Consider the following 14,334-nt stretch of genomic DNA (forward strand, 5'->3'; position numbering starts at 1 on the left):
CTTAAACGAGACCCCAGATCACGGCTTCGGCACATTCCAGGCTGTTGCCATCAGGGTCTCTGAAATAGATCGAACGGCCGCCGTTCGGCCAATGAAAGTCGGCTTCGATGGCGACGCCGGCAGCTTTCAGCCTCGCCGCCATGGCATCGATATTTTCTTTCGACACCCGGAAGCAGGCATGTCCCTGTCCATGCATGCCGTGCGGCGGCACGGGCAGGGCAGCATCGGCAGCCGGCAGCTTGACCGTTTCCGCCGGATTGAAGATCAGAAGAACGCCCGGCCCGCAGCGGAAGAAGACATGCCGGTTGCCGGCCCGCGTGATCTTCGAAAGCCCAAGCGTGCCCTCATAGAAGGCTTCGGCTGCGTCAAGATCTTCAGCGTAGAGCGCGGTCTCCAGAATGCCTTCCAGCATTGGGTTCATCGGCTGCGTCCCTTTGGTGTCAGGCGACCGTCTGCTTCTGCAGCGACACCAGATCGGCGATGCCGGCCTTGGCAAGGCCCATCAGCGCGCTGAATTCTTCTTCCGAGAATGGCGTGCCTTCCGCCGTGCCCTGGATCTCGACGATGCCGCCGGCGCCGGTCATGACGAAATTGGCGTCGGTCTCGGCGGATGAATCCTCGAGATAGTCGAGGTCGATGACCGGCTGGCCGGCAAAGATGCCACAGGAGATGGCGGCGACATGGTCCTTCAGCACCCGGTCGACCTTGATCATGTTGCGGCTTTCCATCCATTTCAGGCAATCGTAGAGCGCGATCCAGCCGCCTGTTATCGATGCCGTACGCGTGCCGCCATCGGCCTGGATGACGTCGCAGTCGATGGTGATCTGGCGTTCGCCGAGCGCCACCAGGTCGACCACGGCGCGCAGCGAGCGACCGATCAGGCGCTGGATTTCCTGGGTGCGGCCGCCCTGCTTGCCGGCGGCAGCTTCACGCTTCATGCGCTCGCCGGTCGCGCGCGGCAGCATGCCGTATTCGGCGGTGACCCAGCCCTTGCCGGTGTTGCGCAGCCACGGCGGCGTCTTTTCTTCCAGGCTCGCCGTGCAGAGCACATGGGTATCGCCGAACTTCACCAGGCACGATCCCTCGGCATGCTTGGAAAAATTGCGCTCGAACGAGACCTTGCGCATCTGGTCGGTTTTTCTGCCTGAAGGGCGCATTCTTTTCTCCTGATGTTGATGACCCGCTTCTACGATTGGTTACTGCCTTTTGCAAAGAAAAAGCAGGCCGGAACCACGAGCCGTGGGTCAAAATACGAAATGCTCATCATTGCGCTCCTCTGCCTCAGGACCTCGAAGGGTTTTAGTTTCCCGTTCCGAGAGCCAGACGGCACGCCAATCCGGTAAAGACGGTCGCAAGCAGATACTGAGGGAGCCTGGGAAAACGGCGAATTGCAGAGAGCCGGGTGCGGATGTGGCTTCCCAAATAGATGACGGTGCCGTTCACGATGAAGCCCACTCCGTTCAAGATCGTAGCGAGGAGAACCATCTGCAGGAGCAGAGGGCTACCTGCTGGCTCGACGAATTGCGGAAAGAGCGCCAGCACGAAAAGCGCCATTTTCGGGTTGAGGAGATTGGTGGCGAGACCTTCCACGAAAATCCGCTTGCCCGAGCGTCGCATGAGCGAGGAAGAGGGAGCGAAGGCGGATCCTCGTGTTCTGACCGTCTTGTAGGCGAGATAGAGCAGATAGACGCAGCCGGCCCAGCGCACGACTTCGTAGGCGACAGGCACGGTGAGAAAGAGGCGGGATAGCCCAAGCCCGGCCGCGATAGCGTGGCAATACGTGCCGGCAGCTATTCCCGCATAGGTGAGAAATCCTGCAGATCGCCCCTGGCTGACACTCCGCGACGCAATCAGCAGCATATCGGGACCGGGCGTTGCGGTGAGGACCAAAGACGCGGCGGCGAAAAGCAATAATGTGGAAGAATCCGGCATGAAAATTTCCCTTTGAAACAGAGCCGGAATTCCCGTCTATCATCGCCTCCCGCGATTGCAATAGTTCATCGTTAAAGATGGGCCGAAATCACATTCAGGTTAAATGCAAGCCAAGACCGCGCCGTCGGCTTCATCGACAGTATTTTCCCTTTTGCCAATGCCGGTTGATTGATTATATCCTTACCAAGGATCAACGGAGTGGATTTGAAGAACGAGATGGGGTTCCCGACAACGCCGGTTTCTGATGCCGCTACTGCGCTGGACGAACGCTCGAAGGAAATCTTCCGCCGCATCGTCGAAAGCTATCTTGAGCACGGCGAACCGCTTGGCTCCCGCAATCTCTCCCGTTTGCTGCCGATGTCCCTTTCGCCGGCATCCGTGCGCAACGTGATGAGCGATCTGGAAGAGCTCGGCCTGATCTATTCCCCGCATATCAGTGCAGGACGGTTGCCGACCCAGGTCGGATTGCGCTTTTTCGTCGATGCCTTCATGCAGGTCGGCGATCTCTCGGCCGAAGACCGCGCCAACATCGACCGGCAGGTTCGCGGCAGCAACCGCGACCAGCCGATGGAAGCCGTCATGAGCGAAGCAAGCCGCATGTTGTCGGGCATTTCCCGCGGTGCCGGTCTCGTCATAACCGCCAAGAACGATGCGGTGCTAAAGCATGTCGAATTCATTCGCCTCGAGCCGACGAAGGCTCTTGCGGTTCTCGTCGGCGACCATGACCAGGTGGAAAACCGCATTATCGAGCTGCCAGCCGGCGTAACATCGTCCCAGCTGACGGAAGCGGCGAATTTCCTGAATGCCCACATGACGGGCCAGACGCTGCCGGAACTGCGCAAGCAGCTTCAGTCGCTGAAGGAAAATGTCCGTCATGAGCTCGACATTCTGTCAAGGGAACTCGTCGAACGAGGCATCGCGGTATGGTCCGGCGACGGAGACGAGAGCAAGCCGGGCCAACTGATCGTGCGCGGTCGCTCCAACCTTCTCGCAGATGTCGGCGCGGACGATCTCGATCGGCTACGGCTGCTTTTCGATGATCTCGAAAAGAAGGACAGCCTGATCGAGATTCTCAATCTGGCGGAGAGCGGCCCGGGTGTGCGCATCTTCATCGGCTCGGAAAACAAACTGTTTTCGCTCTCCGGCTCCTCGCTGATCGTTGCGCCCTACCGGGATGAAGACGACAAGGTTGTCGGCGCTGTCGGCGTAATCGGCCCGACACGCCTCAACTATGCCCGCATCGTCCCTATGGTGGATTATACCGCCCAGCTGATTTCCAGGATGTCGAGGCCCGGCTCCTGACGAAGCGTGCTTCAAGGTCGAATGGCCGTGGAGAACAAGGCTTCTTCGCGACAAAGTCTTGATTTTTCCGAGCCAAACCTCGATATCGGGGGCAAATCCCAAGGACAATACTATTCGGAGACCGTCATGACCGACGAAACAACGAAAAACGGACCTGATGCCACGGCGGCCGACAACTTTGCGGATATCGCGCAGGAGAATGCCGATGCCGTCGATCAGGTCTCGGCCGAACCGGATCCCGTCGAACTTCTGAGGGCTGAGAACGCCGACGTGCGTGAGCGCTTCGTTCGTCTCGCCGCCGACATGGACAATCTGCGTCGCCGTACGGAGCGCGAGGTCAAGGACGCCAAGTCCTACGCCGTTGCCGGTTTTGCTCGCGATATGCTCACCGTCTCGGATAATCTGCGCCGCGCGCTCGATTCCATTCCCGCAGAAGCCCGCGAGACGGCTGACGCAGGCCTCACGACCCTGATCGAAGGCATGGAAATGACCGAACGCTCCATGCTGTCCGCTCTTGAGCGGCACGGCGTGCGCAAGATCAATCCGGTCGGGCAGAAGTTTGATCCCAACTTCCACCAGGCCATGTTCGAAATGCCGAATGCCGAAGTGCCGAACAACACGGTCGTGCAGGTCGTGCAGGACGGCTACATCATCGGCGAGCGCGTTCTGCGCCCTGCCATGGTCGGCGTCGCCAAGGGCGGCCCGAAAATCGTCGAGGCATCCGAGTCGGGCGCCAATAGTCCGCTCGACGAAAAGGACGCCTGATCGGCGCAAAGCTGCATTTTGGAATGAATGACGCCGTGTGTCTTTCGACGCGCGGCGTTTTTGTTTGATGCCTTTCGTCTTTGCGTGGACGTCGTTCGGAGGCTCTGCCGCTGGCCGGCCTGTTGCGCGACGCCGTTTCGCATGCTAACACTGAACCAAATGGTTCAGTTTTCGACAGGTCGCCTTGATGCCTCCTTTGCCGCACTCTCGGACGCCACGCGACGCGGCGTTCTGGAGCAGCTCGGCGGTGCGGATGCTTCGATCACGGAACTCGCAGACAAGTTCCACATGACGCTTACGGGCATGAAGAAGCACGTCGGCATCCTGGAACAGGCGGGGCTGGTTACGACGGAGAAGGTCGGGCGCGTGCGGACCTGCAGGCTCAGCCTGCGCGCGCTCGAGGAGGAGGCAGCGTGGATCGAAGCACGCCGCCGGATCTGGAACACGCGCTTCGACGCGCTGGACCAGGTCGTCGAGGCTTTGAAACGGAAGGAGAAAATCGATGGGCAGCAGAGTGAGTGACAGCCGCACGGCAGTCGAACGGAGGTCCGAGCTCGAACTCGTCGTGACGCGGACCTTCAATGGTCCGGTTCGTCTCGTCTTCGACGCATGGACCAAACCTGAATTGTTCAAGTTGTGGTGGGCGCCGAAGTCGATTGGCGTCCCCCTGCTTTCCTGCGAAATGGATGTTCGCACCGGGGGCGGCTATCGTATCGCGTTCGGACGCGACGCCTCTAATTCCATGGCCTTCTTCGGCAAATATCTCGAAGTGACGCCGCCTTCGCGCCTCGTCTGGACCAATGACGAAAGCGGTGAAGGCGCCGTCACCACCGTCACTTTCGAGGAAGAGGACGGCAAGACGCTGCTGGTCCTGCGAGAACTCTATCCCTCCAAGGAAGCCCTAGACCAGTCGTTCGTCGGCATGGAAGACGCGATGCCCGAGCAGTTCGAGCAGCTGGATGAACTTCTCATCACCCTGGGCGCGGGCGTCTGATAGCCGCGCCTTCAGCTCAATCAGCCATGCCTCTAGGGGGATGAAAGAGGGAATTGGGCCGCTATCGGCCCTTTGCGGACATAGCCTTGCCAAGCCAAGCGGTATAAAACCCTCACCGGATTCCCGCGGTCGCCACAAATAAAGTTGGTTCATCCGATGAGCGCAGAAGATTCAATAATGGCTATCGTTAGAGATGTGGCGTCTGGTTACAGCGTTCTCGTGGAAGACGATGGACGAGTGGCTTATGGTTATTTAACTGATAGGAAAAACAAATTTATCGCTGACGTATGGCTATACAACCGTAGCCATGCCCCGGCTGAGGGCCAATGGCACGACAAAGAGGCAATGCCATTTTTGAATCCTGCTGAATATGTACGTACCGACCTCGCAATTCGATTCATGGAGCAACCGGCAGACGTACGTATTTCTTGGGAAGCATCCGAGCAATATGAAGCCATTGCCAGGATATATTTACACGATGAACTGGTGGGCATTTTAGTGCCGGGGGCGAAACCCGGTTGGAGCGTCCTTGCTACCAAGGACGGCCCAATCGCTAAAAGATTTATCGACCATTGGAAATGATTATGCGTGGGGCGAAGATTCCATGACGGCTTTCGGCCCAAACCGGTCACTCATCGATTTCTACGACAAACTGCCCGCAGAGGAAATCAAACGCTTTGTGCTCTTCATCGTACACTCTAAAGCGAACCTCTTCGCGAAAGTCTGACCTTTTGTGCTCGATCATCAAATGGATGCCGGAAAAGTTCGATACCTTAATGGGCTCGAAATCGATACATTGGTCGAAATAGTAGGTAATGGTGTTCTTCTCAGTCAAATCAGGCCGAGCCATAATCAGCTTGATGAACAAAAAATCGTTCTTTTCCGGACCTCTTTTGGCAACAAGTTCGTCTACTCGCCAGTACCGCCAATGCCTCCTTTTATATAGCTCGTCGATGCTATCGATCAGCACGTAAGTTCTCCCCAAAAGAGTTGGCACGCTGCATTCAGCGCTCTCCGGGCATCGCCGCTTTGCCCATTGCAGAGATACGCCGGCTTTGTCATGCTATTCCGATGAACCCAAGTCTCGTTTGCGACCGTGATACTTTCATTGAATTTCTCAGGCAGTTGAGGATGGATCTGAATGATTCTGGCGCAACAGGGCAATGGGAAAACGCTGATCTCGCATGCTTTTTGGAAGCCATACAGGCATGGGTAATCGATTGGCAGCAGCCATTGCCGGGTAATCCGTGGGAACACGCCGCCACGCTGCTCGCAGCCGCGAAAATCTACGAATAATTCGGCCCCGCAGACGGCAAATCGTGCCGGGCGCCCGAAAGGCCATTTCTCGCCAGCGGCGAGAAGATGCCGGTAGGCGGACGGAGAGATGGGGTAGCGAAACGATAAATAGAGTGAGCGGCGAGCGAAGGATAATACCTTCCGTCTGCTGTGCCGCCCATCATCCGGCCCCTCAGGCCACCTTCTCCCGGAGGGAGAAGGGAGATATCAGCCGCTTCAAGCGGCGTTGGACGCCTGTTCCTGGTTGAGGAAAGCGTAGATGGCCGAAGCCGAGTTGGTGGCCCTGAGCTTGGCGACCAGATCCTGGTCGCGCAGCACGCGGGCAATCCGCGACAGGGCCTTCAGGTGATCCGCGCCGGCGCCCTCGGGGGCGAGCAGCAGGAAGACGAGATCGACCGGCTGATCGTCCAGTGCCTCGAAATCAACCGGTGCCTCCAGGCGGGCGAAGATGCCGATAATGGATTTTACGCTTGTGAGCTTGCCGTGCGGGATGGCGATGCCGTTGCCGACTCCGGTGGAGCCGAGGCGCTCGCGCTGCAGAATGACATCGAAAATTTCCCGCTCGGGCAGTCCCGTGAGTTTGGAGGCTTTGATCGCCAGTTCCTGAAGCAGCTGTTTTTTGGAATTAGCCTTCAAGGCGGGGATGATTGCATCTTGTTGCAGAAGATCTGCCAACGCCATTCTCTTCGTTCCTTCGTGTCGCCGAGATTCGATGACCGGGAAGCGGCGGCCCGTGGGCCGCCGCCCATCTTCATTTCTCAGCCTTTGATATTGGCTGCGTCGATCCAGCCAATGTTGCCGTCTTGTCGGCGGTAGACGATATTCAAGTGATCCTTGCCAGGGCTGCGGAACAGAAGCAGCGGCTCGTCGGTCATGTCGAGCGCCATCACGGCGGTCGCGACCGACATGGTCTTCAGCTGCTTCGTGCTCTCAGCGACGATCGCGGGTGCGAAGTCGTCGGCAATTTCATCATCCTCATCAGGGACGCCGTCCATGACCGTGTAGGCAACCTCGGCAAAGCCGTTGATATGGTTCGCTGCCTGATGATCCTTCAGCTTGCGCTTGTAGCGGCGCAGACGTTTCTCGATCCGGACTTGAGCGGCATCGAACGCGAGTTGAGGATCCATTGCCTCGCCGGCTGCGTGCAATACCACGCCGCTGTCGAGATGAACTTTGCAGTCTGCCGCGTAGCGTGAGCTGGATTTCTCAACTGTCACCTGGCCCGAATACCCCCCGTCGAAGTATTTCGTGACGGCCATACCGACCTGGTCTTCGATCCGTTGACGGAAAGAATCGCCAATTTCCATATGTTTACCGGATACACGCACACTCATGGAGTTTCCCTTCTTGTAGTGATCTGCGCGTATCAGTTTACGCCAAGCCTCAAGCTCATCCAAGCACTTCGCACGATTGAAGACAAATTGCGTTTGTCAGGCGCCTTCAGGATGATGGGGATAAGTCTCACGGTAATGTCTTGCACCGATTGCGGCGGGCTTCTAGCCGCGACTAAGGCGAAAGTCAACAGTCTCTTAACGAATCGAAATATCCCGACAGCGTATGGTTGAAGATGCTGTGGCTTAGAAACCGGAGACTTTCGCAAGCGCCCGCTTCTCCCTGCGCCGCTGGACGGAAGAGGGGATGTTCATCGCTTCGCGATATTTGGCGACGGTTCGGCGTGCGAGCTCGATGCCGCCTTTCTTCAACGTGTCGACGATATCGTCGTCGGAAAGCACCGCCTCCGGGCTCTCCTGCAGGATCAGCGTCCGTATCCGGTGACGGACCGCTTCCGCCGAGTGACTGTCCCCGCCCTCGACCGCGCCGATCGAGACGGTGAAGAAGTACTTGAGCTCGAACAGGCCCCGAGGCGTCAGCACGTATTTGTTGGAGGTAACGCGGCTGACGGTCGACTCGTGCATCTTGATCGCGTCGGCGACGGTCTTGAGATTGAGAGGCCGCAGGTGATCGACGCCATTAACCAGGAAGGCGTCCTGCTGTCGGACGATCTCGCTTGCCACCTTCATCATGGTCTTGGCGCGCTGGTCGAGGCTGCGCGTCAGCCAATTGGCGTTCTGAAGACATTCGGACAGGAATGCGTAATCGCCCCCCGTCTTGGAGATCGACGCGAAATAGGATTGGTTCACCAGGACCTTGGGCAGCGTATCCGGGTTGAGCTCGACCAGCCAGCTTCCGTCGGCCGATGGGCGCACGATGATGTCGGGCATGATCGCCTCGGACACGCCGGTCTCGAAGCCGCTGCCCGGCTTCGGGTTGAGCTGGCGAATCTCGGTCATCATGTCGAGAAGGTCTTCCTCGTCGACGCCGCACACCCGCTTGAGCGTGGCGAAATCGCGTCGGGCCAGCAGATCGAGGTGCTCCAAAAGCATCGCCATCGCGGGATCCAGCCGATCCTTCTGCTTGAGCTGGATTGCCAGGCATTCGCCGAGCGAGCGGGCGAATACGCCGGGTGGATCGAGCGTCTGCAATATGCCGAGCACACGCTCGATTTCCGCAGTTTCCGTGCCGAGCCGGCCGGTCGCTTCGTCGATATCTGCCCGCAGGTAGCCGGCATCGTCGAGCTGGTCGATCAGCTGCTGGGCGATCAGCCGGTCGGCCGGGGAGGGCAGCAGGAACGGGATCTGCTGGTTCAGATGATCGCGCAGCGAGATCTGCCCGGCGACGAAATCGTCGAGATCGTATCCTTCGCTCGGCTCCGAACTGCCGGGCATGGATTTCCACTGGCTGAGCAATTCGGGCGCATCGAGGCGCTGCGGCGGGCCGTCATCGGGAAAGACGTTGCTGAAATTGGTATCCAGTTCGGCGTTCAGCCGATCCGCATGACCGGTATTGTCGCTTTCATACCAGTCGCTTTCCAGGTTGCCGCTTCCATGATCGGAGCCGTCTTCGCCGTGACTGTCGTAGCCATCATCTTCTGCCTGGCGACCGTCCTCGCTGCCCATTTCGCCGTCATTTGTCGTAAATTCGAGCAGCGGATTCTTTTCGACTTCCTGGGCGATGAATTGGTTGAGCTCGAAATGCGTCATCTGCAGCAGCTGGATGGATTGCATCAGCTGCGGCGTCATTACCAAACTCTGGCTTTGGCGCAGAAAAAGGTTGGCAGATAACGCCATGATGGACGCGAAACTCCCTTCGACTCCCAGGGAAATCGCTCTTTATCGCTTGGGAAAAAGGCACGGATTTCCAACTGGCCCAAAAATTGCTTTTTTATTGGGTTTGGTCAAGCGGAACAGTAAGGGGAAGGTGAATTTCTAGCCTGCCGGTACGGTATCAGAGGCTGAAATTGTCGCCAAGGTAGAGTCTGCGCACTTCCGGATTGTTGACGATGTCATTGGCGCGACCGTGGGTCAGCACCTCACCCGCATGGATGATATAGGCGCGGTCGATCAGCCCGAGCGTCTCGCGCACATTGTGGTCCGTGATCAGAACGCCGATCCCGCGGGCCGTCAGATGGTGGACGAGGTTCTGGATGTCGGCGACCGAGATCGGATCGACGCCCGCGAAGGGTTCGTCAAGCAGCATGAAGGTCGGGTCCGTGGCAAGCGCACGGGCGATTTCCAGCCTTCGGCGCTCACCGCCCGACAGTGCGACGGCCGGAACCGCGCGCAGGTTGCGGATGTGGAATTCCTCAAGCAGGCTGTCGAGCTTCTGCTCGCGCTGGGCCCGGCTCTTTTCGTGAACCTCGAGAACGGCGCGGATATTCTCCTCGACCGTCAGGCCGCGAAAGATCGAAGCTTCCTGCGGAAGGTAACCGACGCCGAGACGAGAACGACGATACATCGGCATGGTCGTAACGTCATTGCCATCGATCTCGATCGTCCCTTCGTCGACAGGCACGAGACCGGTGATCATGTAGAAACAGGTCGTCTTACCCGCACCGTTCGGCCCGAGCAGCCCCACGGCCTCGCCGCGCCGCACCACAAGCGAGACGCCGTTGACGACGCGTCGCGTCCGATAGGTCTTGGTCAGGCCGCGCGCTATCAGGGTGCCCTGATAGCGGGTTTTGTCCGGGGCACCCGTTTCGGATACACCAGTCTGCGGCCCGGCTTTGCCGGGCTTAGTGGGGAGCGACATTATTTTCACGTAGGGACCGGGATCAGTTACTTTTCTGAGTTGCGGACGGCTGCGACTTCGGGTCGAGCTGAATCTGGACGCGGCCCCCGCAGCTATCCAATTGCGCTTCCCCGGTATTCATGTGAACGGTCAGCTTGCAGCCCGTGAAAACATTCGGTCCATCCGTCAGGACGACTTTGTCGCCGTTGAGGATGGCGAGCTGGCCTGCCATGTCGAAGGAGCCGTTGTCGGCCGTCGCTGTCTGCGTTCCCGAAACGATATAGACCTTGTCATTGACCAGGATGTGGTCGATGTCGGCATCGCCGGAGACGAGCGAATTGTTGCCCCCGCCGGCGGCGGGCGTCTTGGCGGCCGGCTTTGCGTCAGCGGCCGGTTTTGCGTCGGCTGCGGGCTTGGTGCCGGCTGCATTGGCATCGGCAGGCTGCTTCTTCTTATAGAAGACCGTCATCGTGCCGGCCTGCATCGTGGTCGTTCCCTGAACGACCTTGACGTTGCCGGTGAAAACGGCCGTGCTTTCCTGATCGTGGATCTGCAGCTTGTCGCTTTCGATCTGGATCGGCTGATCCTTCGAAAGCTTCAGGCCCGGCATGTTGCTGGTCGTCGACTGCTGGGCACCCGCGCTTGCGGCCGCCAGAAGTCCAAGCATGCCTATCGTCCCAGCCAAGGCGGCTTTGCGAAGGCCAGAGGTAGAGAATGAGAAGCGACAATCGTTTGTCATGGGCCGTCCGGCTGTTAGGTGCCTGAATTATGTATGGTGGATGGGTCGATATGCATTTGAACCTGCCCATCGAATTCGATTACTTTGCCCTTATCGGTCATCTTTACAGATTGCGCAACGACCGATGCACCGCCCTTTTGGATTGCGACCCTATCATTTGAGACAAGGTTACCGGACTTGATGTCCAAGTCGGCGGTTTTGAATTCAGCTCTCATACCGTTGTCCATGACGACGGTAAAGGGCTCGGTCATCTTGAGCGTATCTGCCGAGCGATTGAAGTCGCCGCTGAGGGCTTCCACATGCGCGATCACGTCGGCATTGACGGGCATGGATGCCTTGATGTTCTTCAGGGTGATCAGGTTGGGATTCTTCAGATCCTGCAGCGCCTTTTCCGCCACCATCGAATAGTTCACGCCGTTGGCATTGCGCCCCGCGATCGCCGGCCGCGACATCACCACCTTGCCATCCTCGATCTGGGCGCCTTCGATGGAGATGTTTTCCGGCAGATAGGAGCGCGCCACGGAGACCGCAATGAAGATTGCGGAGATGATGAGGGCGGCAATCGGAAGCAAGAACTTGAGCTTTCTCACCCGTCGGGAATGAAACAACGCAGCGCTATACGCATTGCGGCGCAGCGCGTTGTTTTTTTCCTGGTCAGAAGCTTCAAGAGTGTTGAGCATGCAATGGTCCGTCTATTGGGGCCGGGAGAACTCTGCACTCAGTGCATATTCAAGCTCGCCACGTCCTTTCGCATTATTGCATTGACTTGCCAATATGGATTTTTTTCTGCAACAAACAATCTCGGCAGAAAAATCCATTCTATGAATGTTTCATATGACTGGGTGTGTGCCGCTACTGCTCAAACCGCCCAGGAAACTATGTGTCCGCTTCGTGACACGGAGGGAAATAGGACGTCATGGACAGTTCTGCAATCGCAGACAGGCGGCAATTGCGCCGCAAAGTCGGTTTTTGGCGCATTGTGGCCGTTTTGCTTCTCGTGGCGTTAGGCTTCGCGCTCTATAGCGTCGCCGGCGGCGACCTCGTCGTGAACCGGGGGCCGCAGATCGCGAGGGTCAAAATATCAGGCCTTATCCAGGATGATACCGAACTTCTAGAGCGGCTGAAGAAGATCGAGGACGATAACCGGGTGAAGGCGTTGATCGTCTCCATTTCCTCGACCGGCGGCACGACCTATGGCGGTGAACGGATATTCAAGGCGATCCGCGCGGTGGCCGCAAAGAAACCCGTCGTCTCCGACATCCGCACGGTGGCTGCCTCGGCCGGCTACATGATTGCCACGGCTGGCGACGATATCGTTGCCGGCGAGACCTCGATCACCGGCTCGATCGGCGTCATTTTCCAGTATCCGCAGGTAAAGGATCTGATGGACAAGGTCGGGGTCTCCCTGGACGAGATCAAGTCGGCGCCCCTGAAGGCGGAGCCATCGCCCTTCCATCCGGCCAGTGACGATGCCAAGGCAATGATCCGCAATCTTGTCATGGACAGCTACGACTGGTTCGTGGATCTGGTTGCCGATCGCCGCAAGCTGCCGCGCGACGAGGTTGTGAAGCTCGCCGACGGCAGCATCTTTACCGGGCGCCAGGCGCTGAAGAACAAGCTCGTCGACAGCCTTGGCGGCGACGAGGCGATCCGCGCCTATCTTGATACTCGCAAGGTCGGCAAGGACATCCCGATCGTCGATTGGGATGCCTCCGGCAAGAGGTCCTCCTTCTTCTTCTCCAAGGCCGCTGCCGGCTTGCTAAATCTTTTTGGTTATGGTGATCTCGTTAAGGGAGAGGACTTCCAGAAACTTATGACCGAGAAGTTGTTTCTTGACGGCCTGCTTTCTGTTTGGCAGGGTGTCGGGCATTGATAAATCAATGATTTAAAGGGGACGACCGTGATCAAGTCGGAATTGGTGCAGATTGTTGCAGCGCGCAACCCGCATCTCTATCACCGCGATGTCGAGAATATCGTCAACGCTGTCCTCGACGAGATCACCGATGCGCTTGCAGGAGGCAATCGCGTCGAGCTTCGCGGCTTCGGTGCCTTCTCGGTCAAGAACCGTCCTTCGCGCTCCGGTCGCAATCCCCGCACCGGAGATACCGTCTTCGTTGAAGAAAAATGGGTTCCCTTTTTCAAAACGGGCAAGGAGCTGCGCGAGCGCCTCAATCCCGGCTCTGGCGACGAGCACGACGACGAAAATTGACATCCGACACCAGCCGGATCGAAAGCCGCTAGAGCAATTCAAGCAAAAGTGTAACGCGGTTTTGCGTCCTGAATTGCGTCGAATCAAGTCGATAGAGCGATTTCGCGATTCGAAGAAAAGCGGGAGCGCTCTAGCGACAAGCGAGCACTTGAACTTGCCTTGATCTTGCCTATTCTGCCGCCGAAAGTTCCGGCTATATGTTGCGGGCTTGGAAAACGGAGATTGCGGATATGGCAAAGAAGATCGTCAACCTGCTGGTTCTGATACCGCTCGGCGTCATTCTCATCGTCTTCTGCGTTGCCAACCGCCAGGCCGCGACGGTCGCCTTCAATCCGTTCCGGCCGGAAGACCAGGTGTTGGCGGTTCACGCTCCGCTGTTCGTCTTCCTTTTCGTGGCGCTGATCCTCGGCATGCTCATCGGCGCCGCCGCCACCTGGTTCAGCCAGGGCCGTCACCGCAAGCGGGCGCGCACCGAGGCTCGTGAAGCGATCCGTTGGCAGGCGGAAGCCGACAGGCATCGCAGCCGCGCCGAACAGATCGCCGGTCACCTTCCGTCCAAATAGGGTCTATCCTGACATCTCTGCGGCCACGCTCAGCTGCATGTCCAGATAATCCCCCTCTGGCGAGGTGCCGTTGCCGGTGACCTGGAAGCCGAGGGACGCGTAAAAGCCCATCGCGCGCTTGTTCCTCACAAGGCATTTCAGGCGGTAGGCTCGAACGGGCCATCCAGGCAGGAATTCTAAGAGGGCGGTGCCTGCACCCTGGCCCTGAAAACGCGGCCTGATGTAAAGCATATGGATGAAGTCCTCAGGCTCCCACAAAGCCAGGAATCCGGCAATGCCGACGGCCCTGTCCTCGCACACGAAAACCCGCTCGCCGCGCGTATGGGCAGCAAAGTCCTCCTCGTGGAATTGGCCTGGATCGACCCATGTGAAGGTCGTGCGGCGCACATAGAGGTAGATATCCGAAAGCACTGTCCGGTCTTCCCGCTCGGCCGGCCTGATCGTCCAAGATCTGTTCGTCAACATT

The 14,334-nt window shown here is 58.2% G+C and carries 19 protein-coding genes and 1 pseudogene; 9 read left to right on the forward strand and 11 right to left on the reverse strand.

What is annotated here, in order from left to right; all coding sequences use genetic code 11:
• Nucleotide 1 precedes the first annotated feature (1 nt).
• The 3 genes from EV561_RS09460 to EV561_RS09470 all read right to left on the reverse strand — a co-directional run bounded on the left by EV561_RS09460 (nt 2) and on the right by EV561_RS09470 (nt 1,932).
• On the reverse strand, nt 2–421 hold the full coding sequence (locus EV561_RS09460) for a VOC family protein (protein WP_132520566.1): 420 nt from the start codon (nt 419–421) through the stop codon (nt 2–4).
• A gap of 19 nt (nt 422–440) precedes the next feature.
• The gene (rph, locus tag EV561_RS09465) at nt 441–1,157 is read right to left on the reverse strand and encodes a ribonuclease PH (protein WP_132520570.1); all 717 of its coding nucleotides are present in this window, start codon (nt 1,155–1,157) and stop codon (nt 441–443) included.
• Between the two features lie 142 nt (nt 1,158–1,299).
• Nucleotides 1,300–1,932: a LysE family translocator gene (locus tag EV561_RS09470; protein WP_132520573.1), complete on the reverse strand. Its 633-nt coding sequence runs from the start codon at nt 1,930–1,932 to the stop codon at nt 1,300–1,302.
• 216 nt (nt 1,933–2,148) lie between these two features.
• On the opposite strand from EV561_RS09470, the gene hrcA reads away from it, so the two are divergent.
• The 5 genes from hrcA to EV561_RS09495 all read left to right on the forward strand — a co-directional run bounded on the left by hrcA (nt 2,149) and on the right by EV561_RS09495 (nt 5,575).
• Nucleotides 2,149–3,234 carry a heat-inducible transcriptional repressor HrcA gene (gene hrcA / locus EV561_RS09475; protein ID WP_132521622.1) on the forward strand — a complete coding sequence of 362 codons (1,086 nt, stop codon included), beginning with the start codon at nt 2,149–2,151 and terminating at the stop codon, nt 3,232–3,234.
• Between the two features lie 126 nt (nt 3,235–3,360).
• Entirely contained in the window at nt 3,361–3,999 is a 639-nt protein-coding gene (grpE, locus tag EV561_RS09480) for a nucleotide exchange factor GrpE (protein ID WP_132520576.1), read from the forward strand.
• A 159-nt stretch (nt 4,000–4,158) separates the two neighbouring features.
• Nucleotides 4,159–4,521 carry a metalloregulator ArsR/SmtB family transcription factor gene (locus tag EV561_RS09485; protein WP_132521624.1) on the forward strand — a complete coding sequence of 121 codons (363 nt, stop codon included), beginning with the start codon at nt 4,159–4,161 and terminating at the stop codon, nt 4,519–4,521.
• Nucleotides 4,502–4,993 carry an SRPBCC family protein gene (locus EV561_RS09490; protein ID WP_132520579.1) on the forward strand — a complete coding sequence of 164 codons (492 nt, stop codon included), beginning with the start codon at nt 4,502–4,504 and terminating at the stop codon, nt 4,991–4,993. The genes EV561_RS09485 and EV561_RS09490 overlap by 20 nt, the downstream gene beginning before the upstream one ends.
• A 177-nt stretch (nt 4,994–5,170) precedes the next feature.
• Nucleotides 5,171–5,575, forward strand: coding sequence for a hypothetical protein (locus tag EV561_RS09495; RefSeq protein WP_132520582.1), 405 nt, complete (start codon nt 5,171–5,173; stop codon nt 5,573–5,575).
• Between the two features lie 46 nt (nt 5,576–5,621).
• Here the strand turns inward: EV561_RS09495 and EV561_RS09500 are convergent, their stop codons facing one another.
• Nucleotides 5,622–5,963, reverse strand: a complete 342-nt coding sequence (locus tag EV561_RS09500) for a hypothetical protein (protein WP_132520585.1) — start codon at nt 5,961–5,963, stop codon at nt 5,622–5,624.
• 161 nt (nt 5,964–6,124) lie between these two features.
• Between EV561_RS09500 and EV561_RS09505 the strand changes: the two genes are divergently transcribed.
• Nucleotides 6,125–6,289 carry a hypothetical protein gene (locus EV561_RS09505; RefSeq protein WP_165927782.1) on the forward strand — a complete coding sequence of 55 codons (165 nt, stop codon included), beginning with the start codon at nt 6,125–6,127 and terminating at the stop codon, nt 6,287–6,289.
• 216 nt (nt 6,290–6,505) lie between these two features.
• Here the strand turns inward: EV561_RS09505 and ptsN are convergent, their stop codons facing one another.
• The 6 genes and pseudogenes from ptsN to lptC form a co-directional block, all read right to left on the reverse strand.
• Nucleotides 6,506–6,970, reverse strand: coding sequence for a PTS IIA-like nitrogen regulatory protein PtsN (ptsN, locus tag EV561_RS09510; protein WP_132520591.1), 465 nt, complete (start codon nt 6,968–6,970; stop codon nt 6,506–6,508).
• A 77-nt stretch (nt 6,971–7,047) separates the two neighbouring features.
• The gene (gene raiA / locus EV561_RS09515) at nt 7,048–7,623 is read right to left on the reverse strand and encodes a ribosome-associated translation inhibitor RaiA (protein ID WP_132521626.1); all 576 of its coding nucleotides are present in this window, start codon (nt 7,621–7,623) and stop codon (nt 7,048–7,050) included.
• Nucleotides 7,624–7,866: 243 nt separating this feature from the next.
• Nucleotides 7,867–9,417, reverse strand: coding sequence for an RNA polymerase factor sigma-54 (gene rpoN / locus EV561_RS09520; RefSeq protein ID WP_132520594.1), 1,551 nt, complete (start codon nt 9,415–9,417; stop codon nt 7,867–7,869).
• Nucleotides 9,418–9,574: 157 nt separating this feature from the next.
• A pseudogene (gene lptB, locus EV561_RS09525) lies at nt 9,575–10,312 on the reverse strand (LPS export ABC transporter ATP-binding protein); the annotation flags it as partial.
• An 88-nt stretch (nt 10,313–10,400) separates the two neighbouring features.
• On the reverse strand, nt 10,401–11,096 hold the full coding sequence (locus EV561_RS09530) for an LptA/OstA family protein (protein ID WP_132520600.1): 696 nt from the start codon (nt 11,094–11,096) through the stop codon (nt 10,401–10,403).
• A gap of 14 nt (nt 11,097–11,110) precedes the next feature.
• Nucleotides 11,111–11,776: an LPS export ABC transporter periplasmic protein LptC gene (gene lptC / locus EV561_RS09535; RefSeq protein WP_132520603.1), complete on the reverse strand. Its 666-nt coding sequence runs from the start codon at nt 11,774–11,776 to the stop codon at nt 11,111–11,113.
• A gap of 236 nt (nt 11,777–12,012) precedes the next feature.
• Here lptC and sppA point away from each other — a divergent pair, with 236 nt between their 5' ends.
• The 3 genes from sppA to EV561_RS09555 all read left to right on the forward strand — a co-directional run bounded on the left by sppA (nt 12,013) and on the right by EV561_RS09555 (nt 13,868).
• The gene (gene sppA / locus EV561_RS09540; RefSeq protein WP_132520606.1) at nt 12,013–12,969 is read left to right on the forward strand and encodes a signal peptide peptidase SppA; all 957 of its coding nucleotides are present in this window, start codon (nt 12,013–12,015) and stop codon (nt 12,967–12,969) included.
• 27 nt (nt 12,970–12,996) lie between these two features.
• On the forward strand, nt 12,997–13,305 hold the full coding sequence (locus EV561_RS09545; RefSeq protein WP_132520609.1) for an integration host factor subunit beta: 309 nt from the start codon (nt 12,997–12,999) through the stop codon (nt 13,303–13,305).
• A 230-nt stretch (nt 13,306–13,535) separates the two neighbouring features.
• Nucleotides 13,536–13,868, forward strand: a complete 333-nt coding sequence (locus tag EV561_RS09555) for a LapA family protein (RefSeq protein ID WP_132520615.1) — start codon at nt 13,536–13,538, stop codon at nt 13,866–13,868.
• 3 nt (nt 13,869–13,871) lie between these two features.
• Here the strand turns inward: EV561_RS09555 and EV561_RS09560 are convergent, their stop codons facing one another.
• Nucleotides 13,872–14,333, reverse strand: a complete 462-nt coding sequence (locus EV561_RS09560; RefSeq protein WP_132520618.1) for a GNAT family N-acetyltransferase — start codon at nt 14,331–14,333, stop codon at nt 13,872–13,874.
• Nucleotide 14,334 lies beyond the last annotated feature (1 nt).

It is taken from the genome of Rhizobium sp. BK376 (assembly GCF_004341625.1).
GTDB lineage: Bacteria > Pseudomonadota > Alphaproteobacteria > Rhizobiales > Rhizobiaceae > Rhizobium.